The organism is Bacillus altaicus, assembly GCF_042136375.2.
Lineage (GTDB): Bacteria > Bacillota > Bacilli > Bacillales > Bacillaceae_G > Bacillus_A > Bacillus_A cereus_U.
Genome location: NZ_CM143394.1, coordinates 3,203,341 through 3,229,164 on the forward strand (window position 1 = coordinate 3,203,341; position 25,824 = coordinate 3,229,164).

Here is a 25,824-nt window from a genome sequence, read left to right on the forward strand (position 1 = left end):
TTCTCTGTATAACCGTTTAAAATAACTCGTGTCCTTTTCTTTGCTTTTGTAACAAATCCATTTATTGTTATTTAATATATCCTATTCATTTTATTTTTACAAGTGTTAAAAATATATTTTTTATTCAAAAAAAAGAAACCAAAAACATTTTTTGGTTTCCCCTTCTCTTTTTTACCAATCTTGTGGTTCGTAATTCAAGTCTGAAAATAGGCGTTTTTTCTCTTTTTTCGATAAATCTCTCCACTGTCCGACTGGTAAATTATTCAACTCAATATTCATAATTCTCGTACGTTTTAACGTGTATACTTGATAACCCAAAGCTTCACACATACGGCGAATTTGACGATTCAATCCTTGTGTTAAAATAATTTGGAACTCATATTTTGATAACTGTGTTACTTCACAAGGAAGTGTTTTTGTTCCTAAAATTTTAACACCCGCTTCCATTTCTTTTAAAAATTCAGGTGTAATCGGTTTATCTACTGAAACAATATATTCTTTTTCATGTTTATTTTCAGCACGTAAAATCTCATTAACAATATCGCCATCATTCGTTAATAAAATTAAACCATCTGAGTCTTTATCGAGACGTCCAATATGACTAATTCGTAAAGGATGATTCACTAAATCGATAATATTACCTTTTACTGCTTTTTCACTTGTACATGTAATACCTACTGGTTTATTTAAAGCGATATACACATGGTCTCGAGCAATACGAAGTTGCTCTCCATTTACTCGTACGTCATCACCTGGATTTACTTGGTCACCAATTTTTGCAACCTTACCGTTAATAATTACTTTTCTCTCGTTAATTAACTTATCTGCTCCACGTCGAGACGCTTTTCCAGCTTCACTAATAAATTTATTGATACGCAAGTTAGGCACATCCTTTTCATAAAAAATTTCAAGCTCACACTGCTTCTACCCTACAATACAAAAGGGTAAGCCTCCTATTATAACTTAAATATATTAACATGAAAGGGTATATGACGTCTTCACTTAATTACATGTTTACACGAAAATAATTGGTCCTCTTTTCCTTTTCACCTCAAACTGTTTAGCAGTCAATAGATTAACCCTTGAATATAACATCATTTATTTACTTTTTTCATAGATAATATACCGATATAAGTTGGATTAATAATGCCTAAATAACTCACAATATGTGAAAAATAAAAAAGAACCCTTTTGAAAATAATCAAAATGGATCCTTCTTCAGCTAAAATAATACTAGTTTTTATACAAAAGTGTTCAATAATTATAATCTTTGATAGAAAACATCGTTCAACAAACAAAATAATCTCGAACTCCCTAATTTTTTACGCTTCAATATTTTCTTCACATACTCCAAAAAGAAGCCCTTGATTATCTATACAATAAGCAAAGTAACCCATATTAGGAATAGCAGTTTTAGGTACAACTATTTGTCCACCATTTTCAATAACTTTCTTTATGTACTCATCAACTGAAGGTACTTCAATCGAATTAGTCGTCCTAGTAGCACCATCAGGTGATTTCATTAACCCACCATCGATACCAGGTCTATCACTCTCGCCTGTAATTATGAACCAATAGTCATGTGGCCCAGGCATTTTTTCAAACTTCCATCCAAAACTATTTGTATAAAATTGAATAGCTTCTTCAGGGTTTGGGACTTGCAATTCAAATCTTAAAACTTTACTCATTTAAATATCTCCCCTCTTATTCTTGTACAAAGTAATTATACAAGAACTAATGTTCTGTATCAAATTTTTCGAAACTAGCTACTTTAATAAGTTCTAACTTTATTTAGAAGCGGCAACAGACCATTCTTCCTTCCGAATAACTCTCTTCCCATTTATATTTTCAACATACTCATTTACATTTGCTAACTGATATAACTCTGGAAAAATTTCTTTCATATAGAGTTCATGTGCTATTTCATCTTGCCAATACGTTAGTACTACGTAACGATTTTCAGTCTTTAAAGACTTCCCAACAACTCCACCTAACATTCCTTTTGCATTTTCCATTCCTTTATTCCAAATTGTTTCTTGCGTATGTAAAAAATACTTTTCTTTTCCTTCTTTCACATCGCAAATTGCAACTCTTACAAATGATCCTTGTGCAATTACGCCTTTCAAAGGAGTTTCTGTTATATCATACAACGTTTGAAATAGTTCAATTTCACATGAAAGAAACGTATCTTTTTGATTACTATTTAAATAAATTGTATCGTGAGCATCATTCATGAATGATTGATATGCATTTCTATCTTCCCATAAAGTATATACACACGCTTCCTCTTCATGCCACCCACCAAATTGTCCATAGAATCCGTCTAAATACTGTAAATCACGCCATTTTTCTTGCGCATCAGAAAACAATTCCCTTTTCTCCTCTTCCACCTTGCAAAAAATTGTTTTTAATAGCATTTCTAATCCCCCTTATGATACAGTTCATTTCCCACTTGCATTATTTTGTTTACATAATAATATTATGTATTTCAAAAATACCCCTGCTTTTATACTCAATAAACAAAAACTATTTTTAGTTCCTCTAAATCTATCAAACCACCAAATTGATTTTATTTCAAATAATTCGGAATTCAAGTGAGATGTAATCCTATACGGATTACATCTCACTCTTAACTCATTTACATATTTACTATTTCAAAATAAAAAATGATTGCATTTCACTAATTGTATATCTATAATATTTTTATTGATTCTATACACAATCAATACGTTTAAGTTTTTAATTTTATAATTCGGATGAACCATTCAGGAGAAGGTCTATTGATCTACCGACGGGGCAAAAAGTTGCTGAACCAACTTTGAAACTCTCAGGTCTTGTTTACAAGTAGAACTGCATGGGGACGAATCTCTGGAGAGACTCCCTCTCGCTTAATATAGCGCGGAGGAAAACGAGCACCGAAGGAGCAAATCCGCTAATCTAGCGGATAATCTCTCAGGTAAAAGGACAGAGACAAGCGAAAGAAAATGCCGATTTGTATCGGTTTATTTTTCTATCCCTTGTTTCTCCAGAGACCATTTCATTTCCTTGAAGTGGTTTTTATTTTTTCTAAAAAAGGAGAATACAGATGGAGACAGTAAGTAAAGTATTAGAACAAATTAATCAATATGTGTGGGGGTTACCAACTTTGTTGCTACTCGTTGGAACTGGTATCATTCTCACAGTGCGCCTAAAAGGTTTACAGTTTAGTAAACTAATATACGCTCACAAACTAGCTTTTAAAAAATCAGAGGATACATCAGCTTCTGGAGATATTAGTCACTTCCAAGCACTGATGACAGCTATGGCTGCAACGATTGGTATGGGAAATATAGCAGGTGTCGCAACTGCTGTGACAATCGGTGGACCCGGCGCAATCTTTTGGATGTGGATTACTGCTTTATTCGGAATGGCAACAAAGTATGCCGAAGCAATCCTTGCGGTGAAATACCGTGTTAGTAATGAAAATGGTGAATACTCCGGTGGACCAATGTATTATTTAGAACGTGGTTTAGGGAAAAAATGGCTGGCTGTTTTATTCGCTATATTCGGCACAGCTGCTTCTTTCGGTATCGGTAATATGGTTCAATCTAATTCAGTTGCAGAGGCAATGCGAATCAATTTTTCTTTCCCTCCTGCATTAACTGGTATACTCATGTCATTCTTAATCGCTATCGTTATTTTGGGCGGTGTAAAAAAGATTGGTAGAGTTACTGGATATATCGTTCCTATTAAAGCATTCTTTTATATAATCGCTGGCCTTATTATTATTTTCTATCACTTTGATCAAATTCCAGAAGCATTTTCACTTATTTTTTCTGGTGCATTTCAAGGTACTGCAGCTGCTGGTGGTTTTATCGGTGCAACAGTTGCATCTGCAATTCAAATAGGAATGGCACGTGGTGTATTTGCTAACGAAGCTGGTTTAGGAAGTGCTCCTATTGCTGCGGCTGCTGCCAAAACAGATTCACCTGCAAAACAAGCTTTAGTTTCTATGACTGGTACTTTTCTAGATACATTTATTGTATGTACAATTACTGGTCTTGTATTAATTACAACAGGTGCATGGAAATCTGGTAAAACCGGTGTTGAAGCTACTACATTAGCATTCCAATCCGTATTCGGTACTGCTGGTAGTATGATTCTCGGTATCGCCATTATATTATTCGCCTACTCTACTATTTTAGGTTGGTCGTATTACGGAGAGAAGTGTGTTGCTTATTTATTTGGACAAGGTGCTGTACGATATTATAAAGCAATCTTTATCGTTATGATTGCTATTGGTGCTAATTTAAAGCTAGGCATCGTATGGACATTTGCCGATATCGCAAATGGGCTTATGGCGATTCCAAACTTAATTGGTCTTATTGGGTTAAGTAGTGTAGTTGTCGCTGAAACAAATCGGTTTTTACAAGCAGAGAAATTAAAAGAAATCAATAAAAAACAGGCAAGTTAATTTAATTTTAAAAGGAATGCTCCTAAACTGACGAGCATTCCTTTTTATTTACTTTATTATACGAATCACCTGTTTCTGCAATTCCACTTCTCTATCAGCTTTTACAATCCCTTTTTCATTAATTTCATGTTTATTTATAGTTTTATATTTTACGTACGTATAAAATTCCGTTTTAAATGGAAACGGTGTAATTCGAATTGTTTCTTCATCCATCCAATCAGCTCGAATAGGTTTCTCATCCTTACTATTAAAAATTTCTGTTCCTTCAAAACCATCTTTAAACAAATCAATTTCATTTTTCTTTTTTACACCAGGCTTATTCATGCATACATATAAAGAAAGTTCATCACAAAACTTTAATAATCTATAATGTTTATCGAACATCGCAAACTGTTCTTTTGTTAACGCTTTCAATATTCTTTTTTGTCGTTCCAATTCCCCTGTATAAAATGACATCATCTCTTCGTCTTCCTCATTTAATGGAAACGATAAAAAATGTTTACTACAAAGTAACGCCCCGTATGGATTTGACTCTTCAATTGCATTCAAACCAATCGTATAAAAAACAAAGCGTAATGAACTTGGACAATCCATAAATGTATATGGAATATTTTTAGCATCATTCAAAATTGGTACTTTATCAAGCTCTATCCATCCTCTATCATGTTCGTATATTGCATCGATTGTCTCTTTTAAATATGTTTTATCTTCAAAAACATCTTCTTTTATATGGCTTGCAATCTCACCAGCTAAAAAACCATGATCATGTTGACGAATTAATATACTTTCTTTCTCATTCTTTTCACGAAAAATCATCCGTATACTTCCCCCTCATCTTCATATTATAGCTTGTCGTATGCATCAATTCTTAATAAATCCCTTTTAATTTGCAGGGATTCAGTTTCTTTCAACGAAATTAACATAAATATACAGCATTCTTTCTAATCACAAAGATAGCTTTATCTTTACTAACCATTATACTAAAACATTCGTTCTAAAAATTTTTTTATGAGGTGAAAACATGAACAAAACAGAATTAATTAAAAATGTGGCACAATCAGCTGATATTTCTCAAAAGGATGCTTCCACAGCTGTACAATCCGTATTTGACACCATTGCTACTGCATTACAATCTGGCGATAAAGTTCAACTGATCGGTTTTGGAACTTTTGAAGTGCGTGAAAGATCTGCTCGTACAGGGCGTAACCCGCAAACTGGAGAAGAAATTCAAATTGCTGCTGGTAAAGTTCCAGCATTTAAAGCAGGTAAAGAATTAAAAGAAGCTGTTAAATAAACAAGAAACCAGCCATTTTATAGGCTGGTTTCTTGTTTATTTCTTATTTAAGCAGTTCCTGTATATTCTCTGCATGATACACTTCACAAATATAAAATATACATTTGCAGTTCCTTACAATTTGATATTTTCTAGTTGGATAAACATTCGCTGAAACAGAACATCCATCAAACAATTCAATAATATTTCCAGATGGCTGATATCCTTCATATAATACGTTTCTTCTTACTTCCATCTTTTCTATAAGTTTTTCAACTGGAATATTTCCATCCTCTAATTCTTGCTTTATAGTATGTGGTAAAAACGAAGTATCTGCAAAAATTAGATTTTCAGATAACACCTTACCTTTATAACTAACATTAGATACGCGGTAAAGAAATGTTCCGTTTTTATCAAAGAAATTTTTTGCTTCTTTCGGAATGTACTGTCTATCAATTACCTCTTGTTCTAGAACATCAAATTGAACTGTATCATTCAAAAGCTTTTCTAAAGCAAGAATAGATGATGTATCTCCAGAAAATAAAATATTTTTAATTGCTTGTACATTATAAGTTAATTCGCTTTTTCTATTTTCCGCCACTAACATGAGGAACACCTCTTCTATAAAATATTTTATTAAACTTATTTATAATTTAAAAGCGATACCGCGTCTAACTGCGTAATTTCAGTTACTTCTTTACTAAATATTGCAATTGCAGCCATATAACCCACACTTGGCCTTACATCTTCCATCATTGTATTTTCTGCTAACTCTTGTCTATCTTTAAAAACCAACAATTTTGGAGGGTCATTTGGAGCTGATACTGTAATTTCTACTGGTGGAATCAATAGTCCTTCACCTGTCGCTTTCAGCACTGCTTCTTTTCGAGTCCAATATGTTAAAAATCCTTCTAGTCGCTGCTCATCAGGTAATTTCATAACTTGTACTATTTCAATGTCTGTTAATACGCCCTCTGCCATTTTCATAACATCTATATTTGGATTCATTTGTTCAACATCAACACCAACAGGTGCAGATTCTGTAAATGCCACGACAACCCACTTACCCGAATGGGAAACGGATATTTGCGGCATACCTTCTGGTAATTGAGGTCTACCATGTTGTAACTTACATACTGGGCACATTCGATCAATCGGTACTTGAACTGGCGACATAGAAAGTATCTTTCCAAGAACTAACCTACTAATTACACAACCTATTATAAAACGTGCACAATCTGCCGAATGATGATATGAATTTGCTTTCTCTCGCTCTACATCATTTAGTAAATTGTAATGCCATGATTGTAAATCTGAAATTCTCGCCCACCATATTTGACAACCATTCTCATTAAGAGTTGGTACAGAATCTACAACTTTACTCTCTATCATGTAAACTCTCTCCTTTTAAATACCAATATCACTTTATTTCAAAAGAGTATTAGCAGGCTGCAACTCATTCATTTACGACGTCTTTCTCTTTTTGTAATACAGATAACGGCTTTTTATTCTTCTTTGACATTACCTCTTTATCGGAAATACGTAAAGAAAATGGTAATGCTAGAAGTAAAAATATTGCCGATCCAATTAATGCTGCTTGATATGGTAAGAAATCGGCTGGAGCATCATTTTGTACACTATTACTTCCAAATCCAGATAGTATACTAGCTAAAACAGCAACTCCTATTGCAGATCCTAGTCGGTTTTGCACATTGAATATAGTAGTTGCTCTACCCATAGAAGGTGGTGCAATATTGTTAAATGCAGAAAATTGAACTGCACCGACAGATTGACCTAAGAAAATACCTATACCAAACAATAGTGTTCGTATTTGCCATGGATTCGTATCATGATTTACAAAACTTAATAAAACAAATATAACCGCTGTACTTATTAATCCAATAGAGATTACCTTTCGAGCTCCTAATTTTTTATACGACCATGGTACAATCTGTGAAGAAATCATTAATCCAATCGCCTCTGGGAATGTCGTAAGACCTGATTCCAGCGTGGAAACTCCTATTACATTTTGATACATAAGCGGAAAAATAAATAACATTCCTAGTAAACCAGCTGATGAAAACAAAGATATGAGACTCATTTTTCTAAAAACAGGTTCTTTTAATAAGCGTAAATCTAACATCGGTTGCTTCACTTTCAGTTCTACAATAATAAACAATGTAATGAACACAATCCCAGCTATCCCAGTACTTATTATTTCTGGAGAAATCCAACCTTTTGATGGTCCTTGGCTAAGTGCATATATGAGCATCGCAAAACCTGGTGCTGAAAGAAAAAAACCGAGAGAATCAAAGCGACCAGCTGATTTTTCAATATGCTCTGCTAAAAATAGAAGTCCAAATAGCAACGCAATGATACCAAACGGCAGATTAATATAAAATGCCCAGCGCCAAGACATTTGATCTACAAAGAAACCACCAATAATTGGTCCGATCGCTGGTGCCACAGCAATTGGAAGTACAATAAATCGAGAAATTTTTGGTCTTTCCTCTGGTGAAAATGTTCGGAATAACATCGCCATCCCGACTGGTGTTAAAAGTCCACCACCAGCACCTTGAATGATACGAAAAATGTTTAATGAAGTAATATCATTAGCAATTCCACATAATGCAGATGCAATTGTAAAAACGAAAAGGGCAGTTAAAAATACTTTTTTCGTACCAAAGCGATCTCCTAACCAACCAGAAATCGGAAGAAAAACAGCTAAGCTAACTAAATACCCAACATTTACTGTCCCCATTGCAGATGGGGGCACTTGTAGTTCTTTACTTATCGTTTGCAGTGCTACATTCACAATCGTTGCATCCATCGCAGCCATAAACATCGCTGTTATATAAACGATGCTTACAACTACTTTTGGATTTATTTTTACTTTCATTATTGTTTTCCTACTAATATTTTTTCGCTAATTTGATTTTTTTTCGGCTCTAAATCATTCCAGTTAACTTCAACGTATTCTAAGCAAACTTGTCTGCTAGCTTCTTCACGTACGACATTCCATCCAATTGGTACATCGAGAAAGGCAGGCCAGAGAGAATACTGGCCCTCCTCATTCATTAATACTTTATATGTGTAATTATCATTTTCAAATGGATTCGTCATACTTTACTTACCCCTTTCTTATTCTGCAAATATTTCGCTAGCACTTGTCCAATTTCTGTAAGTGGACCTGGCTGACATAAATCTTTATGTCTACAATCAATATCATGCTGCACGATTTCCCCGTCTAAATAATTTAGCCACGTATTTGGAGAAATAGGATCAAACCAATCTGGTATAACAGTAGATCTAAAGAATAAAATATCCCCGTTATAAACTTTTGGCACGTATTTCCCTAACAACCCTACTGAATTTACATATGTTTCTTTCAAGTTTAAAATAGTCCCTTCTTCAAGACTTGCTAATGCACTTCCATCTTTGCGAAGTATTGCAACCGCACTTTCCATAGTAAGTGGTTTACCATCCATGTTATCTGGATCATATCCACCTAAAGCAAGTAATGCGATTAACGCTTCTTCTTCAGTAGGTGCTTCCGTATTCGGTAAGAAGTGACCAGGATACGAATCAAGCATAACGAGTAATTCTACTTCTTCCCCTTCATTTTGAAGTTGCGCCGCCATTGCATGAACAACATTTCCCCCAAGCGACCAACCGAGTAAACGATATGGTCCGTGAGGCTGTACTTCACGAACGTGTTTTAAATAATCCGCCGCCATCTCCTCTAAGCTTTTTGGAAGTTCTTCATTTTCAGCGATACCACGTGCTTGTACACCATAGATTGGATAATCTGTTCCTAAAGATTTCATAAGTCCTGCATAGCACCAACTTAATCCACCTGCTGGATGTACACAAAATAGTGGTAATTGATCTCCGCTTGCTCGTAATGGAAGCAACACATCAAGTGCACTTTGACCATTTTCCATCTCAAGTCTTTCAGCAAGCCCTGCAACAGTAGGTGCTGCAAATAAAGTTCCGATATTTAGTTCAACTCCAAGTGCCTCTTTAATCCGACTCATCAGCTGCACTGCAAGAAGTGAATGACCACCAAGATCAAAGAATCCATCATCAATTCCAATTTGAGACACACTTAAAACTTCTGTAAACAAGTCACATAACATTTCTTCTTGCGGTGTTCTTGGTCCGCGGCTAGAAGATGATGCAATAAATTCTGGAGCTGGTAATGCCTTTCTATCTAATTTGCCGTTTGGAGTTAAAGGTAACTCATTTACTACTACAAAAGCGTATGGAACCATGTAATCTGGTAAGCTACCTCCTGCATGCTGACGCATTTCATTCGTATCAATCGTTTCATTATTTGATGCGACGATATAAGAAACTAATCGTTTATCCCCTGGTTGATCTTCCCGTACAATAACAGCTACTTGTTCAACTTTAGGATGTTTCATTATTAAAGCTTCTATTTCCCCTAATTCAATTCGGAATCCACGAATTTTAATTTGATGATCTGCACGTCCTATATAATCTAACGTACCATCTTGACGCCAGCGCGCTAGGTCTCCTGTACGATACATTCTTGTACCTGGCTTACCAAATGGATCTGCGATAAAACGTTCAGCAGTTAATCCTGCTCTTCCTAAATATCCACGAGCGAGCCCTGCACCTGCAACATACATTTCTCCAACTACTCCAGGTGGCATCGGTTGTAAATAGTTATCTAATACGTATACTTTAAGATCCGGTATACTGCACCCGATTAAACTATTTGCTCGTAAAGATACGATACTTTCATCTAATTCAATATAACTAACATGTACCGTCGTCTCCGTAATACCGTACATATTAATCAGCTTCGGTGAGTTATGAGGATGACGACTATACCAATCTTCTAATCGACTTAGTTCAAGTGCTTCTCCACCAAAAACAACATATCGTAAAGATAATGTTTGACCAATCTCTTCATTTTCACGATCTGCTTGCATCAGTTGATAGAACGCTGATGGAGTTTGGTTTAAAACAGTAACCTTTTCCTTAACAAGCAGTTGTAAAAATTCTTTCGGTGAGCGACTTACAGTATGTGGTACTACAACTAGACGCCCTCCATATAATAAAGGTCCCCAAATTTCCCAAACCGAGAAATCAAAAGCATATGAATGGAACATCGTCCACACATCGTCTGCGTCAAATTGGAACCAATGATCAGTTGCTCCTAAAAGTCTTACTACATTTTGATGAGGTATCATAACGCCTTTCGGTCTACCTGTTGAGCCTGACGTATAAATAACGTAAGCAATATGCGAAGGAGATAACGGTTTAATGCGCTCCATTTCATCAATATTGTCTTCACTATATTTCTCAATTTCTTCTATTACGTTCACATCATCAACTAAAATCTTTAGTGCCTCATCACATTCAAGTTCCACATCTGAATTTGTTAAAACACATGATGGTTTCGCATCGTGTAGCATAAATGAGATACGATCTGACGGATAATCCGGATCTAACGGAAGGTATCCCGCACCAGCTTTAAGAACAGCTAGTAAGCTCACAACCATATTTAAAGATCTCCGCATCGCTAAAGCAACGAGTTGATCAGGACCAATCCCTTTTGCTATTAACAAACGAGCTATTCTATTCGCTTTTCTATTTAGCTCTTCATAAGTTAGCTTTTCATCTTCAAAGACGACAGCAATAGAATTTGGATTTACATGAGTCTGCTTTTCAAATAATTGTGGCAATGTCATTTCAGGTACAATTTGAAAACCACCATTCCACTTTTCTAAAACTGTATTTCGCTCTGCTAAAGTTAATATTTCTAATCTACCAATTGATTGATCCGGATGTTTCGCTGCAGCATCTAATAACAGAATGAATCGTTCTATTAGTTTTTGAACCGTTTCACGTTTATATAAATCGGTACTAAACTCTAGCAATCCGTGTAAGCCTTTTGAAGTCCCATCAACTCCGTTACTCTCGCTAATTTCAAATGTTAAATCAAATTTTGCAGAGCCCACACTTTGAATTTCAAGGCTCGCTTCTAAATCTGGAACATCAAACGTCGCTTCAGGCGTATTTTGGAAAGCTAACATAACTTGAAACAGCGGATGACTATTTCGGGTACGTACTGGGTTTAACACTTCAACGAGTCGTTCAAATGGAACATCTTGATTTTCATAAGCTGCAAGATTTACGTGTTTCACTCTATTTAATAATTCTTTAAAACTTGGATCTCCTGATGTATTTGTGCGTAACACTAATGTATTTACAAATAAACCAACTATATTTGATAGCGCATCATCATTTCTTCCGGCAATTGGACTGCCAATTGGTATATCAGTACCAGCGCCTAATTTCGTAAATAAAGCACTTAGTCCTGCTTGCAACACCATAAACAAACTAACTCCATTTTTACGAGCAAGCTCTACTAACCTACTATGCATACCTTCATCTATATGAAAATGAATTGTTTCTCCGCGATAACTCGTTTCAATTGGGCGCTGGTAATCTGTAGGTAACTCCATTTGATCTGGTAAACCTTTTAGTTCCTCTTTCCAAAAATCTAATTGTGTTGAAATAATACTGTCTGGTTTTGTTTCATCACCTAATAGTTGTTGTTGCCATAGTGAATAATCTGCGTATTGAACTGGAAGGGTTTCTAGTTGAACACTATCACCTTGACATCGCGCTTTATAAGCCGCTGTAAAATCTCTCGTTAATGGTTGTAATGACCAACCATCTCCTACAATATGGTGCAAAAGAATTAGTAATACATGTTCGTTTTCACTTACTTTAAAAAGTTGCAAACGAATTGCTGGTTCGATATCAAGATTAAAACTATATCTTACAGCTTCAGACAGTGTACTTTCTAATTCATCCTTACATGTATTTGTTATAATCATTTTTAAATTCAATTTATCCATTTCTAGAATTCTTTGATATGAACTGCCAAGTGAATTCGGGAAAATCGTTCTAAGTGTTTCATGTTTCTCAACTACATCATAAAAGGCACCTTGCAATGCTTCCTCATTCATTTTTCCAGACATACGAATAACTAACGGAATATTATAAGTAGGGCTTGGACCTTCTAAACAATTTAAGAACCATAACCTGCGCTGTGCAAATGAAAGTGGAACTTCATTTGGTCTATTTGCTTTCTTAATAGCTGGTCTTGCGCTTTTTGCACGATCCAATTGTTTCGCTAATTCAGCAACAGTTGGCGATTCAAATAGTTTTCCAATTCCTAATTCCACACTTAACGTTTCACGAATCCTTGCCATTAAACGAGATGCAAGAAGCGAATGTCCACCCATTTCAAAGAAGCTATCATCAATGCTGATCCGCGAAACACCAAGTACTTCTGCAAATAAATCACATAATATTTCTTCTTTTGGATTTCTAGCAACTCGCTCATTGTTCATTCCATTAAAATCAGGAGCAGGTAATTTCTTTCTATCAACCTTACCATTTGGCGTTAATGGTAATTCTTCTAGCACAACAAATGCCGATGGTACCATATAATTCGCTAAACTTTCTGAAACATAAGAACGAATTTCTGAAAGATTAATCAGTTCCTTCTCTTCAGCAACGATATACGCAATGATTCGTTTATCATTTGGACGATCTTCTCGTACTATTACTACCGCTTGTCGAATACTTTGATGCCCTTGTAATACCGTTTCAATTTCAGCTAATTCAATTCGGAAACCACGAATTTTAATTTGATGATCTGCGCGACTAATGTACTCTAACACACCATCGGTACGCCATTTCACAAGATCACCTGTGCGATACATACGTGCTCCTGGTTCTTCATAAGGATTTGCAACAAACCTTTCAGCTGTTAACTCAGGTTTTCCTAAATATCCGTTCGCAAGTCCTTCACCTGCAATATATAATTCACCAATAACTCCAGGTGGAACTGGTTGTAACCCTGTATCTAACACATACACTTCAGTATTCCAAATTGGCTTTCCAATAGGAGGTATACCACTTTCACTTTCATCAATGTTCATGAAGGTAGACCAAATTGTCGTTTCAGTTGGTCCATATAAGTTTGTTATAGAGCAACCTAATTCTTTTAATTTATTTGCTAAATGTGCTGGAAGAGCTTCACCACCAACGAGTACGTTTAGCCCTTGTAGCCTCTCTGGATATTCATTTACTAACGCCTGCCAGAGCGTCGGTGTAGCTTGCATAATTGTCACTCTTTCTTCTTGTAAAAGTGTCGTTAATGCCGAAGGCTCTTGGATTACTTCTTTTTGAGCAATTGTTATACTTGCACCACTAATAAGAGGTAAATATATTTCTAGAGCAGAAATATCAAACGCAAACGTTGTAACTGCTAATAAATGATCGTTTTCATTTAATGAAAACATGTCTTGCATAGCCAATAAGAAGTTACTTAAACCTTTCATAGGAACAATTACACCTTTTGGATTGCCGGTTGATCCTGACGTGTAAATTGTATAAGCTGGGTTTAAAGGTGATTCATTATTCTTAAATCGTATATTCATATGAGAATATGTTTTTAACGCTAGTTTCGTTTCTTCACTATCTAATACGATTTTTTTAATATCATTTTCTATAACTAAATCTGATGAAACAGATGAATGTGTTATGATACAAACTGGATTTGCATCATTTACTATATAATTAATCCGCTCGGCTGGGTATTCTGGATCTATTGGTAAATACGCTGCACCAGCCTTTAGGACTGCTAGCATACTAACTACCATTTCTATTGATCTTGGAAATACTAAGGCTACAAACTGATTTGCTTCTATTCCTTCTTCTACTAAATAGTTTGCAAGTTCATTCGCTCGTTCATTCAGCTCTTTATACGTAAGTTTTATCCCGTTACAAATAACCGCTATTTTATTTGGATTATTTCGTACTTGTTTTTCAAATAATATAGGTAGATTGATTAGCTCTTCAGCTTCCTTAGTTTCATTCCATTCAAATAGAACTTTACGATTTTCTTCAGGAAGAGTAATGTTTATTTTTCCAATCGGCTCGTCTTTGTGATAATTAGTTATCACTAATTCTAATAGATTCATAAATCTTTCTTTATGCAATGCTAGTTCCGTATCGCTATATACTTCCGGATTCGCATCAAAATGAATCATTAACTCATTTTCATCGAAGCGTTTATATACATTTATCGATAAATCATCGACTGGTCCTGCTGATAAATTATGTGTAATACCACGATTCCCAGCAAATTTAAGCCCATAATCAAAAGGCATAACATTCACTAATGGCCCAAATAATCTTTGATTTTCACCTAGTAACTTCAAGTCTCTTCTTAATTCCTCATGACGATATTTATAATGACGACGTACGTCTCGAATTTCTTTAGAAACTTGCTGTATTAATTCTGCAAGAGTTATATTTGGAGTTACAGTGAGACGCAGTGGAACTAAATTCATTACCATGCTTGGTGTATGAATGGATACAGAACCTAGACGCCCCATCATTGGCAAACCTAAAACAATATCATTTGCACCTGTTAACTTATGCATATAAATACTTGTTACAGCTACAACAAATTCGGGCCAACTCGTTAACGAAATATTGATATCTTCTAGTAAAGTTTTCGTACTAGAATTTGATAAATAAGCAATTTCTCGTGAAAATCCATTTGATGTTCTCGGCGCTCGTTCTGCCAAACTTACAACTTCCGGTTCATCTGCAAACTTCTCTAACCAAAAAGTACGATCTTCCTGAAATTGTTTAGATTCACGATACTCATTATCTTCTTGTACAATTTTTGCAAGAGAGCCAAATGGCTTTTCATTCTTGTTTGTTTCTTCTATAAGTGATGTATACTCATTCGCTACCTTTTGGCTAAGAAGTGAAAATCCATAGCCATCCATCACAATGTGATGGATGCGCTGATACCAAAAGAAACGATTATTTTCAATTTGAATAAGTGCTTCAGTAAATAATTTATCCTCTGTTAAATCCACGGGCATAGATAAATCATTTTTCATCCATACCTTAGCAGCTTCTTCAGGATTTTCCTCTTTACGAACGTCAATAAAATGCATATGAAACTTTGAAGATTCCTCAATGACTTGCCATGGGCCAATTTCATCCTCTTCGAAACGAACATGAAGTGCTTCTGCTTCTGTTACAACTTTACGTACAGCTAACTCGAAAATTTCTTGATTAATATTCCCATTTATTTCTATATATTCCCCAGTATTATAAATCGGACTAAGCGGATCTAATTGTTGCGCAAACCACATACCAGACTGCGCAGATGATAATGAATGACGAATCTTTTGACTGTTAGGCATTCTTTACTACCCCTTTATTATGTAGTCTATTTGTTACAGCACTTGTGCTGCTTGTGAAGATAGTAAACGGTACCAATCATCAACAGTTGGACGTTCTGCTAAATCTGCAAAAGTGATTTCTTTCCCTTCGCGACGCCATTTCTCTACTAAACTCATAATTCTGACCGAATCAAGTCCTCTATTTAATAAGTCTTCATCAACTTCAATACTCCCTACTGGCTCTCGGAGTAGTTGTGCAACTAGTTCATGCACTTCCTGTAAAGTGATTCCTTCACTCTCATCGCCTTTTACACTTTGTAAATCTTTTAATAGTAAGTTTGTTGATGTCGTTACTGCACATCTATTAGATGCATACTCCAATGCTTGTTTATGATGCTCTAGTGAAAAATCAGCAACTGCATCTGCTACAAAAAATGGCTGGATACCATCCATAAATGCTTCACAAGCTGTTAAAAGGCAGCCAATATGCGCATAAATACCGCAAATAATAAGCTGATCTCTTCCTTGTTCATTTAAAATTTCTAATAGATTCGTCTTTTTAAATGCACTATATCTCCATTTTGTTAGGAATATATCATCCTCATCTGGAGTAAGTTCATCGACAATTTTCTTTTTATCTGGTCCAGCAGGAATACCGTCACCCCAAAAGTCTTGTAATAACCCTCGTTGTTCTAACGTTTGTCCACCAGGTTGTGCTGTATAAACAACTGGTATACCAAGTTCCTTGCATCTTTCTCTTATCACCTTAATATTTGAAATTAGTTCTATTTTTGGCGATTCTGTATCGCTATATGCATCAAGAAAATATTCTTGCATGTCATGGATTAGAAGAACCGCACGTTTCGGATCTGGCGTCCAATTCACTTTATTTTTTGGTAGTTCTGATTCAATTGGCATTTTATATACTGAAATAGATGGGATAGCCATCTAATCACTTCCTTCCGATTTTAATAGTTCTTTATCGTTTTAGTGTAATAAGTTTTTCAGCAATTGCTTTACGTAATTCTTTTTTGCTTACTTTTCCAACACCTGTTTGCGGGAATGATTCAATAAATTCAATTCGATCTGGAATCTTATAAGCCGCTATACCACGTTCTCTTAAGAACGTTTTTAATTCACTTACAGTTGGAGATTGTCCGCGAGCTATAACAAAAGCGCAAGTACGTTCTCCTAAATAATCGTCAGGCATAGATACAATTGCTACATCATGTACTGCATCATGTGCTAATAGATGATTTTCAACTTCTTCCGCAGCAACCTTCTCACCTCCACGGTTAATTTGATCTTTATCTCTTCCTTCTACAACGATGTAACCTTGTTCATTTACTTTTACCAGATCACCTGTGCGATAAAATCCGTCACTTGTAAATGATCGTGCATTATGCTCTTCCGCTTTATAATAACCACGAATTGTGTATGGCCCTCGTGTTAATAAACTACCTACTTCACCAAGCTTTACATCGTTATCATTTTCATCAACAACTCTTACTTCATCGAACGTAGACATCGGTCTACCTTGCGTATGAATAATAATTTCTTCGTGATCATCTAATCTTGTATAATTTACCAATCCTTCCGCCATACCAAATACTTGTTGCAATGTACATCCGAATGTAGGGCGTATTCGTTTTGCAACTTCAGCGCTAAATTTCGCACCTCCTACTTGAAGTACTTGTAGGCTCGATAAATCGTTAGTACGCGAATCCACTGCATCAAGCCAAATCATTGCTAATGGTGGTACGAGAGCTGTAATCGTAACTTTTTCCTTTTCGATAAGAGCAAATGCCTCATCTGGACTACCTCCAGTTGCCAACACTACTTTTCCACCCGCATAAAAAGTTCCAAACGTCCCTGGAGAACTCATCGGGTAATTGTGTGCTACTGGAAGAACTGCCATATAGACACTTTCTGCATTTAAATTACAAATCTCAGCGCTAACACGTAAACTATAAATATAGTCATCATGTGTTCTAGGAATTAATTTAGAAAGTCCTGTTGTCCCTCCTGATAATTGGAGAAACGCAACATCACTTGGCTGAACTTCTGGTAACGGAACCGGATCCATATAAAGATCAGTTATGTTCACAAATTCTTCTTCTTCCCCCACTACGATTACATGTTGTAAAGTGGGAACTTTCTCTTTCACTTCTCTTGCTAGTTTTCGGTAATCAAAGCCGAGAGTCTTATCTGAAATAACGTAAGCACTCGCCTCACCAAACTCGCAAAAATAACTAATTTCACTGCTTCGATGTGAAGGTAGTGCAAAAACAGGAAGCGCTCCAATTCGAAATAGTGCAAAACATATTTCGAAAAACTCTATAATGTTAGGTAATTGGATTACAACTCGATCCTCTTGCTTTATTCCTAAATTCAGTAAACCTGCAGCTAAGCAATCTACCTTTTTATCAAGTTCACTATAGGTTATTTGTGTATTACCGCTTACAACCGCAATTTGATTTCCATATTTTTCAGCACGCTCTCTTAACACTCCGCCAAATGTTTCACCAAGCCAACATCCTTCTTCTCGATAACGGTCCGATAATTCTTTTGGCCATTCCGTATAACCTGCTAACATTCTTTCATCCCCCTACTTTTCATTCAATGAGCTATCACTTAACCCTAAAGCTTTCAGCATTGTTTGGAATTTAGCTGATGTTTCTGCTAACTCCTCTTCGGGCTTAGACTCAGCAACAACTCCAGCACCTGCATATAAGCGAAGTGTATTTTCTTGCACTTCAGCACATCGAATTGTAACAATCCATTCGCCATCTCCATTTAAATCGCTCCACCCTAACATTCCTGTAAAGAATTCACGGTCAAATGGCTCAATTTTTTGAATAGCCTCTCTCGCTTCTTCCATTGGAGTTCCGCAAACTGCTGGCGTTGGATGAAGGGCAATTGCTAATTCTAAAGAAGAAGTATTGGGATCTTTAAGTTCACCTTTCACTTCTGTAGACAAATGCCACATTGCTTCACTATGAATAACTGATGGCTTTTCTGGAACGTGTAATGTATGACAATACGGACGAAGTACTGTGGCAACCGCTTCAACTACTACCGCATGTTCATGTAAATCTTTTGGAGAAGAAAGTAATTCCTCTGCTCTTCTTTTATCTTCAACTGGATCGTCACTTCGTGGTCTTGAACCAGCTAATGGATTAGAAACGACTTGCATACCACTACGTGAAACAAGCAATTCAGGGCTTGCTCCAATTAATGTCTTACTTTTTTCTTTTTCATCTTTCGGTAAATTAACTGCAAATGTGTAGCCGTGCTTATTATGTTCTGCTAACTCACGAAGAAGCTTTTGTTTATCAATTACCTCGGAAGACTTAACATCCAACGACCTAGATAGAACGATTTTCTTTAAATCTCCGTCCTGAATTTTTGCTATTCCTTGCTTCACACCATCCATATAAACTTCAGGAGCTGGAACCGGTGTCATTTCAAATATCATTTTCTCATTTCGTTTTATCTCATCTGTTGTCTCTAACTGTAAACGCTCAGTAATTCTACTATGTTCTGGTACGATAAGTTGAACTTCTTTTCTACGATCAAATGGCAAAGCACCAACAACGATAGGATTCGGATTTCCGGCTTGTTTTGCATTACTTAATACCGCTTGTACAAGTTCTGGAAAACTTTCAATTTCACGATGTTTTACTGTAGTAAACTCTCCTTCTGTCAATATTGTTCGAGTTGGTGAAGCAAAAAAGAACGAAGATTCAGTCTTATAATCTTCTAATGATTTTTCTGACAGTTCCTTTACGGCTGTAAGTTCATTCATAGTACTAAAACCTCCTGAATTTTTTATTAAACTCCTAATGTAGCTCCGCCATCGACACATAAATTGTGCATTGTAATATGACTCGCTTTATCTGAAGCTAAAAACAATACTGCTTCAGCAATTTCTGAAGGTTGTGCAATCTTTTGTAACGGTATACCGAGTCTATATGTATTTTGAGAACCAGCAACTATATTTTCAGCTCCATTCCCATCAGCCCATAGTAATCTTTGCATTTCAGTTTCAGTAGAACCTGGAGAAACTAAGTTACAACGAATATTGTATGCTGCGAGCTCTAATCCTAAACACTTCATGAACATCGTCGTTGCAGCTTTTGATGCAGCATACGCAGCCATCTCCATTCTCGGAGTATTTGCCGCATTTGAACCAACTGTAACAATTGCCCCTGACTTCCTTAACATCATATGTTTACTTACTGCTCGAGACATATAGAAAACGCCTGTAGTATTTACAGAGAATGTTTTATTCCACTCTTCGTCACTTAAAGAGTGAATCGCTCCCATACGTAAAACCCCTGCAACATTTATTAATATATCTATTGGTGCTATTTCATTTTCAATTCGTTTTACTACATCTTCAACAGCGGTGCTATCACTCACATCTAAATGAAATGTCTTAATACGTGTTTCATATGATGCATAATGATTTAATATCATATTTAGACCTTCTTCATTTTGATCAACCGCAATAACTGTAGCTCCTCTTTCTAAAAACATTTCTGCTACAACACTACCTATACCTTGCGCTGCACCTGTTACTAAAACTGTTTTCCCATCAAATTCCCCTAGGCTCATTTCCTCTATCCTTTCATATAAAAATTAATCAAGTTTAACAACGTTAGTGATAACGATTTTCATTATCACTAACGTTGTTAAAATAATACACTTACTAAACTAATTGGTCAAGTGTACTTTTCATCAAAACGAAACTAATTGATAATGATTTTCATTTTCTCTACCTACATCGAAATGATAATGTTTCTCAATATACTTGTCAATCTTTTTTTATTTTTCAGATAAAATATTTTTATGTTTCTATGCCAGACTGCATCTATAAGCATTAAAACGTACTTTAAATAAAAATTTAATCCATAATTCCTTATCATCTTTTTTGTAATTGAAAAAGAGAACCTGTAGATTTCTTCACCTACAATACTTTATCAAAAATTCAAGTTTTTCTTTTCTCAATATTTTTCTGAAAATATTTTATTTTACATCTTTCATTTCTCAATAAATATCCTATATATAATCTAAGATTTTCATATATTATGCGTGACTCAATAATATTCCAATATAATCCAATTCGGTGTTTTAATGACTCTTTTATCAGTAAATTCCCGTAAATAATAAAGACTGGTTAGAGAAAAACTATTAAAATTAGTTCATAAAGAAAAAAGCACCCTATTTAATAGGGTACTTTTTAGTTACAGTAGTGTAATAGAAGATTTAAACACTTATGCTACGCTGCTATATTCTTCTTCTTTTTCTTTTTTCTGCTTAGGCACTTGGATTAAAAGTGCGATAATAAATGACACGACACATAATACGCCGATCACCATGAAAGTTGGTTTGAACCCACCTAAAACTGCACCGATAAAGGAACCTGCAAGCGCTCCAAATCCAAAGCCTTGATACACAATTCCGTAGTTTTTACTATGATTTTTCATACCGAAGAAATCACCAACAATAGCTGGAAAAATAGTGATATTTCCACCAAAGCAAAACGCTACACTTGCTACACAGACGAAGTAGATACCATAATTTAAATCTACGAAACTTAGAACCAAGACTGAAGTCGCCATAGCAACAAAAGTACCAGTAACGATTTTTAAGCGGCCGATTTTATCTGATAAAGGTCCTAGAATAATACGACCTAATGTATTGAAAATTGCAACCATAGCGACAGCATTAGCTGCTGTTGCTGCACTAAGCCCTACAAGTTGAACACCGATGTCTTTTACCATACCAATTAAGTATAAGCCACTCATACATGATGTAAATAACATAATAAATAACAAGTATACTTCTTTTGTGCCTAGCATTTCTTTTGTTGTATATTCCTGAGTTTTTGTTGCATGAACTGTACCTTGTTCAGAAGCTTGATGGATCAAACAAGCACCAATTACTATCATAGCTGTAACAATTAAACCCCAGTATATAAACGCTTGCGATACACCAACTGAATCAATCAACATTGCGTTTATGTATTTAAATATTAGGCTACCTGTACCATATGCAGAGACAGATATACCGGCGATTAAACCTTTACGCTCTGGAAACCACTTTATTAAATTGGATAGCGAAGTGATATATGCTGTACCATCTGCGTAACCTACAACAACTCCTGCTAGTACATAAAGCATTAATAATGAGGAAGCTTGTGAACTAAGTATTAATCCAATTCCTAATGCTAGTCCAGCTATCATAATAAGTTTACGAAGTCCCCATTTTTCTTGCAATTTACTCGCAAACAAAGTTGAAAACGCTAAAGAAAGGCTAGTAATTGAGAAAGTTATAGCAACAGCGTTAAGACTCCAACCGTATTTACTCACTAAGGGCTGATTGAATAAACTCCATGTATATATCGTTCCAAGCCCCATTTGTACTATGACTGTGCCAAGGACAACAAGCCATGGATTAACCGATGATTTCTTCATACCATCTCTCCTCCTCTTTCTATTTCAATGCTATTCGCTAAATATGCTTTTTTCATTTTCATTTTCGCCACCTCATTTGATTTAACAACTTCATTGTATAGGGTATTACCCGTCATGTAAGCACTTACAAGACGGAGCGTCAAATATATGGAATCAGTTACAGAAAACGAAGGGTGAAATGCAAAAAACTACTTGTTAAATACGTAGTAGTTTTTATAATGTTTTACATCAATACGACTTATGTGTGTTTTCATATCCTCTTTTATACAAAGTTATGCGCCCTGTTACACCATGGCTGGACTTCAAAATTTTGATTATCCTATACAAACAAAAAAACACCATATTCTTTTTAACTCTCCAGCTTTATAACATGTTGCGTCTGTATTTCTTGATACAAATCATTTAATAGTCTTGTAATCTGGCTTCTCATTACAATGCTTGTAATCAAAAATTCCATCATTTATACGTTTCCACTTCCGTATATCTTGTTTTCCTAACGAAACATACAGAATTACAACGTTTTTTTACAATTTTCTACATAAAAATAGAAAATATATAATTCATTTACATAATGTTGCACTTTAATTTTTATTAAACAACAAATATTTTATTGATAAATAAAAACTAAACATTCACTAATATATCTATACGTGGTTTAATATATATAATAAACAAACATTTCTGACTTTTATGAGGAGGTACTATGAAAGCAAACGTAGGGGATACTATACTATTTCAACGAAATAACTTAAAGATCACAGCATCTGTACTAAAACTATACACTGAATCGGTCTTAGTTGAAGTTACAGATGTAAGCGGTGGTACTTTTGAATTTGACCGAACAATTGTAAATCATAAAAACTATAAAATTTTAAATGCAAATAAATAAAACAATACAAAATAGCCCCCGCTTAACAGCGGAGGCTATTTTGTATAATAACACTTCATTAATTTACATATCCTAAAACATTAACAATCTTGCTTGCTTTTAAATTATTAATGTAATAATAAATTTCCAATCCTCTTCTTTCAGCTCTTAGCACCTTACCTTTCATTTTTGATAAATGCTGCGAAACAGTCGATTGAGGAATATTTAATATTTCTGTTAATTGCGTTACATTACAAGTTTTGCGCACACTTAATTCATTTACAATTTGTAATCGTATTGGATGCGCCATTATTTTTAAAATGTCCACATCTTCTTCAGTAACTAAACTTTTTTTTATCTCGCTCGTATATGTTGTCATAAGACATTCCCCTTTTATTTGAATTCCTTTTTATTAAAATTTGCTTCTACATAAAATGTAATCTCTAACATACAATTAAGACCCTTATATAGAAATAATAGGATTTTAATTATTTAAAAACAGCAATACTATTTATTTTATTTATTTGGTACATATACATAATACAATTTTAATATGTGCTGCATGTGAAGTTAGCATAAATTTATGGTGAAGATTCTTCATTCATTTATACATAAACTGATAGGACTTCTTCGTAGTTCATTTATTATTTCGATTGGCTTATTGTCTTTTATATAGATGCGAGGTATCCTTCTACTTAACATACAAGTAATCTCATAATTAATTGTACTTAATATATCTGCAACGCAATCTACACTTATTGATTCCTCGCCTTGATTACCATAAAAGACCACTTCACCCCCAACATGTATTGGCATGATTTTTGTTACGTCCAACATTAACTGGTCCATACAAATACGTCCTATAATAGGAACTTTCATACCCTTTATTAATACAAACCCTTTATTCGAGAGTTGCCTGCTGACACCATCCGCATATCCAATCGGTATCGTCGCAATCCATTCTTCTCCTGTCGCTGTATATGTTGCTCCATAGCCAACCCCATTTCCTTTTTTTACTTTTTTGATATGCGCAACTTTTGATTTAAATGTCAGGATAGGCTGTAACGAAATAGCTTCTTGATTGACATCTGCAGATGGATAGAGACCGTATAACGCGATTCCAAGGCGGACCATATTTCCTTTTGTTTCTCTCATATCAATTGTAGCAGCACTATTATTGGCATGAATCCATGGAATAACAATTTGTAACTCTTCTGCTTTGCTTACTGCTTTTTGAAATACCTCTTGTTGCATGAGAGTATACATTTTATCCCTTTCATCTGCACAAGCGAAGTGCGTGTACATTCCTTCAACCTGAATATATTTTGTACACTTTAATGTTTGTAAAAACAATGTGACTTCATTAAGTTGTAAACCGAGTCGGCTCATTCCAGTGTCAATTTTAATATGGATGTACGCATTCTTTTCCATTTGTGAAGCAACCTCTTCTATAGCATGCAAATCCTCAATTGTATATACTGTCATGCTTAAATCATACGTAATTGCATCCACTATCGCTTCATACGGTGTGTATCCAAAGATTAATATTGGTACAGTTATACCAGCTTCTCTAAGTTCAATTCCTTCATCTACAAACGCAACTGCCAAGTGACTTGTGCCTGCCTCTATTACCGCCTTCGCAATCGGAACTGCCCCGTGTCCATAGGCATTCGCTTTTACAACTGTCATAATCGCTGTACCAAATGGAATAGCTTGTTTGTACTGTTGGAAATTACGTTGCAGTGCATTTAAATCAACTTCAATAATAGTATGTCTACCGTAGTTAACATTCATAATTTATTTACCTCCTATATTAAGCTATCAAAAATGCTCTTCCTGAAGAGCCAAGTTCATGAATCCGTAAAAGTCATTAGTATTCAAACGAAAATCCGTCGGTTATTATTTTTTTAGTATTCCTTCAGTTATTTTTACCTCGTAGCCTTCCGTGAGCTAAAATCGTTAAAAATCACATTCACTCTCACCCTCATATTTTTACATATCTTCACCTATCCAAAAAGATACACACATTATGTATTTTTACAGTCTAGTGGTATGGTGGAGAGGTATAGATATACATCTTTGTAATACAATTGCTTTTCGAAGTAATACTATATGAGTAATAAATATATCTACTGTATAAAAATATTCATAAGATGACGTCATGTCCTACAACTATATAATTTAACAATTCATTTTTAAGGTAATTTCAATGTATATTAACCATTTTAATATATTAATATATAGTTTTTTAATTGATAATTAGGAGGCTGTTTTAAAGTGAATTACAAAAAGGGTATTTTAGTTGGTCTTATATGTGTATTTGTATTTTCATTAAGTGGTTGTAATTTTATCGATGGGTTTAAACGCGGATTTGCTTCTAAAACGGAAAAGGTAGAAAACCAGGAGGGAAAATAAATCCGTACAAAAAAGACGACATTTTATATGTCGTCTTTTTTGTTTCAACTTTAAAGTGAACTCTCATTATTACT

Annotated in this window: 20 protein-coding genes, 1 riboswitch and 1 other annotated feature (1 of these 22 only partly in view); of the genes, 4 read left to right on the forward strand and 16 right to left on the reverse strand. The window is 35.0% G+C overall.

The window, feature by feature from the left end:
* Window positions 1–50 (reverse strand) — a binding site (T-box leader) (it extends 174 nt beyond the left edge of the window).
* A 121-nt stretch (window positions 51–171) separates the two neighbouring features.
* From rluF to ACE38F_RS16695, 3 genes are all read right to left on the reverse strand, one after another.
* Window positions 172–879 carry a 23S rRNA pseudouridine(2604) synthase RluF gene (rluF, locus tag ACE38F_RS16685; protein ID WP_215556291.1) on the reverse strand — a complete coding sequence of 236 codons (708 nt, stop codon included), beginning with the start codon at window positions 877–879 and terminating at the stop codon, window positions 172–174.
* Window positions 880–1,322: 443 nt separating this feature from the next.
* On the reverse strand, window positions 1,323–1,688 hold the full coding sequence (locus tag ACE38F_RS16690) for a VOC family protein (protein ID WP_215556290.1): 366 nt from the start codon (window positions 1,686–1,688) through the stop codon (window positions 1,323–1,325).
* Window positions 1,689–1,787: 99 nt separating this feature from the next.
* Window positions 1,788–2,417: a YdbC family protein gene (locus tag ACE38F_RS16695; RefSeq protein ID WP_215556289.1), complete on the reverse strand. Its 630-nt coding sequence runs from the start codon at window positions 2,415–2,417 to the stop codon at window positions 1,788–1,790.
* A 441-nt stretch (window positions 2,418–2,858) separates the two neighbouring features.
* Window positions 2,859–2,978: riboswitch (glycine riboswitch) on the forward strand.
* Between the two features lie 107 nt (window positions 2,979–3,085).
* Here ACE38F_RS16695 and ACE38F_RS16700 point away from each other — a divergent pair.
* The gene (locus ACE38F_RS16700) at window positions 3,086–4,453 is read left to right on the forward strand and encodes an alanine/glycine:cation symporter family protein (RefSeq protein ID WP_375369232.1); all 1,368 of its coding nucleotides are present in this window, start codon (window positions 3,086–3,088) and stop codon (window positions 4,451–4,453) included.
* Window positions 4,454–4,501: 48 nt separating this feature from the next.
* On the opposite strand, the gene ACE38F_RS16705 is transcribed toward ACE38F_RS16700, so the two are convergent.
* On the reverse strand, window positions 4,502–5,269 hold the full coding sequence (locus ACE38F_RS16705) for a DUF3891 family protein (RefSeq protein ID WP_375369233.1): 768 nt from the start codon (window positions 5,267–5,269) through the stop codon (window positions 4,502–4,504).
* Between the two features lie 205 nt (window positions 5,270–5,474).
* Here ACE38F_RS16705 and ACE38F_RS16710 point away from each other — a divergent pair, with 205 nt between their 5' ends.
* A complete protein-coding gene (locus tag ACE38F_RS16710; protein WP_215556286.1) occupies window positions 5,475–5,747 on the forward strand; it encodes an HU family DNA-binding protein in 273 nt (90 codons plus the stop codon).
* Between the two features lie 43 nt (window positions 5,748–5,790).
* Here the strand turns inward: ACE38F_RS16710 and ACE38F_RS16715 are convergent, their stop codons facing one another.
* From ACE38F_RS16715 to ACE38F_RS16760, 10 genes are all read right to left on the reverse strand, one after another.
* Window positions 5,791–6,333 carry a chorismate pyruvate-lyase family protein gene (locus ACE38F_RS16715; RefSeq protein WP_078181582.1) on the reverse strand — a complete coding sequence of 181 codons (543 nt, stop codon included), beginning with the start codon at window positions 6,331–6,333 and terminating at the stop codon, window positions 5,791–5,793.
* 35 nt (window positions 6,334–6,368) lie between these two features.
* Window positions 6,369–7,118 carry a 4'-phosphopantetheinyl transferase Sfp gene (sfp, locus tag ACE38F_RS16720; RefSeq protein WP_215556285.1) on the reverse strand — a complete coding sequence of 250 codons (750 nt, stop codon included), beginning with the start codon at window positions 7,116–7,118 and terminating at the stop codon, window positions 6,369–6,371.
* Between the two features lie 64 nt (window positions 7,119–7,182).
* Window positions 7,183–8,625 (reverse strand): MDR family MFS transporter, encoded by a 1,443-nt coding sequence (locus tag ACE38F_RS16725; RefSeq protein WP_375369235.1) that lies wholly within the window; start codon window positions 8,623–8,625, stop codon window positions 7,183–7,185.
* Entirely contained in the window at window positions 8,625–8,849 is a 225-nt protein-coding gene (locus ACE38F_RS16730) for an MbtH family protein (protein ID WP_215556283.1), read from the reverse strand. Before ACE38F_RS16730 ends, ACE38F_RS16725 begins: the two co-directional genes overlap by 1 nt.
* The gene (locus ACE38F_RS16735; protein ID WP_375369237.1) at window positions 8,846–16,006 is read right to left on the reverse strand and encodes an amino acid adenylation domain-containing protein; all 7,161 of its coding nucleotides are present in this window, start codon (window positions 16,004–16,006) and stop codon (window positions 8,846–8,848) included. Before ACE38F_RS16735 ends, ACE38F_RS16730 begins: the two co-directional genes overlap by 4 nt.
* Before the next feature lie 33 nt (window positions 16,007–16,039).
* On the reverse strand, window positions 16,040–16,933 hold the full coding sequence (locus ACE38F_RS16740; protein ID WP_215556281.1) for an isochorismatase family protein: 894 nt from the start codon (window positions 16,931–16,933) through the stop codon (window positions 16,040–16,042).
* A 31-nt stretch (window positions 16,934–16,964) separates the two neighbouring features.
* A complete protein-coding gene (locus tag ACE38F_RS16745) occupies window positions 16,965–18,581 on the reverse strand; it encodes a (2,3-dihydroxybenzoyl)adenylate synthase (RefSeq protein ID WP_215556280.1) in 1,617 nt (538 codons plus the stop codon).
* A gap of 12 nt (window positions 18,582–18,593) precedes the next feature.
* Window positions 18,594–19,793, reverse strand: coding sequence for an isochorismate synthase DhbC (dhbC, locus tag ACE38F_RS16750; protein WP_215556279.1), 1,200 nt, complete (start codon window positions 19,791–19,793; stop codon window positions 18,594–18,596).
* Window positions 19,794–19,819: 26 nt separating this feature from the next.
* Complete coding sequence (dhbA, locus tag ACE38F_RS16755) at window positions 19,820–20,605, reverse strand: 2,3-dihydro-2,3-dihydroxybenzoate dehydrogenase (RefSeq protein ID WP_375369238.1); 786 nt, start codon at window positions 20,603–20,605, stop codon at window positions 19,820–19,822.
* 659 nt (window positions 20,606–21,264) lie between these two features.
* Entirely contained in the window at window positions 21,265–22,467 is a 1,203-nt protein-coding gene (locus ACE38F_RS16760) for an L-lactate MFS transporter (protein ID WP_215556277.1), read from the reverse strand.
* 703 nt (window positions 22,468–23,170) lie between these two features.
* On the opposite strand from ACE38F_RS16760, the gene ACE38F_RS16765 reads away from it, so the two are divergent.
* On the forward strand, window positions 23,171–23,356 hold the full coding sequence (locus ACE38F_RS16765) for a YkvS family protein (RefSeq protein ID WP_002012762.1): 186 nt from the start codon (window positions 23,171–23,173) through the stop codon (window positions 23,354–23,356).
* Between the two features lie 58 nt (window positions 23,357–23,414).
* Here the strand turns inward: ACE38F_RS16765 and ACE38F_RS16770 are convergent, their stop codons facing one another.
* Window positions 23,415–23,714, reverse strand: coding sequence for an ArsR/SmtB family transcription factor (locus tag ACE38F_RS16770; RefSeq protein ID WP_215556276.1), 300 nt, complete (start codon window positions 23,712–23,714; stop codon window positions 23,415–23,417).
* Between the two features lie 218 nt (window positions 23,715–23,932).
* Window positions 23,933–25,129: an alanine racemase gene (gene alr, locus ACE38F_RS16775; protein WP_375369239.1), complete on the reverse strand. Its 1,197-nt coding sequence runs from the start codon at window positions 25,127–25,129 to the stop codon at window positions 23,933–23,935.
* Between the two features lie 483 nt (window positions 25,130–25,612).
* On the opposite strand from alr, the gene ACE38F_RS16780 reads away from it, so the two are divergent.
* Window positions 25,613–25,750, forward strand: a complete 138-nt coding sequence (locus tag ACE38F_RS16780) for a hypothetical protein (RefSeq protein WP_375369241.1) — start codon at window positions 25,613–25,615, stop codon at window positions 25,748–25,750.
* The last annotated feature ends 74 nt before the right edge of the window (window positions 25,751–25,824 follow it).